This window comes from Mesorhizobium sp. M7D.F.Ca.US.004.03.1.1, assembly GCF_003998635.1.
Taxonomy (GTDB): Bacteria; Pseudomonadota; Alphaproteobacteria; order Rhizobiales; family Rhizobiaceae; genus Mesorhizobium; species Mesorhizobium loti.
Genome location: NZ_RZQG01001699.1, coordinates 1 through 546, shown reverse-complemented (window position 1 = coordinate 546; position 546 = coordinate 1). Strand labels below are relative to the sequence as shown.

Annotated in this window: 1 protein-coding gene and 1 pseudogene; both read right to left on the bottom strand. The window is 61.7% G+C overall.

The window, feature by feature from the left end; genetic code table 11:
• The coding region (locus EN935_RS39570; RefSeq protein ID WP_127374434.1) for an FAD-dependent oxidoreductase at positions 1 to 293 on the bottom strand (293 nt) is incomplete at its 3' end.
• A 12-nt stretch (positions 294 to 305) separates the two neighbouring features.
• Positions 306 to 546, bottom strand: a pseudogene (locus tag EN935_RS39565) (arylesterase); the annotation flags it as partial.

Here is a 546-nt window from a genome sequence, read left to right as displayed (position 1 = left end):
CCGCCATTGAGCCGCAACGAGACTTTTCGCGATCGGTCGACCACCGCCGACGTGTCGACGCTGACCTTGCCGTCGAGCTTCAGCCCGTAGTCCTTCAGGTGATCCGAATAGTGCATGATCTCGGCCGAGCGCAGCAGCGCCTTGGTCGGGATGCAGCCCCAGTTGAGGCAGATGCCGCCGAGATGCTCGCGCTCGACGATCGCCGTCTTGAAGCCAAGCTGTGCGGAACGCACCGCGGTGACATAGCCGCCAGGGCCGGAGCCGATGATAATGACGTCGTAGTTCTCAGCCACGGTATTTCTCCTTCACAATTCCAGCATGACGCGCACGATCGGCGTCAGCGCCTTGCCGATTTCTCGCGTGTTTTCGGCATCGAGGTGAACGCCATCGAGCGGTGTGGTTTGGGCCACGCTGCCGGCGTCGAAGAAGCCACAGCCGGCTTCGTCGGCGAGCGCGGCATATTGCGGTGCCAAAAACTTCGAGGCGTCATCGCCACCGGCGAACATTTCCTTGAAGTCGGCATTTTCGGTGCGGCTGACTACAGGC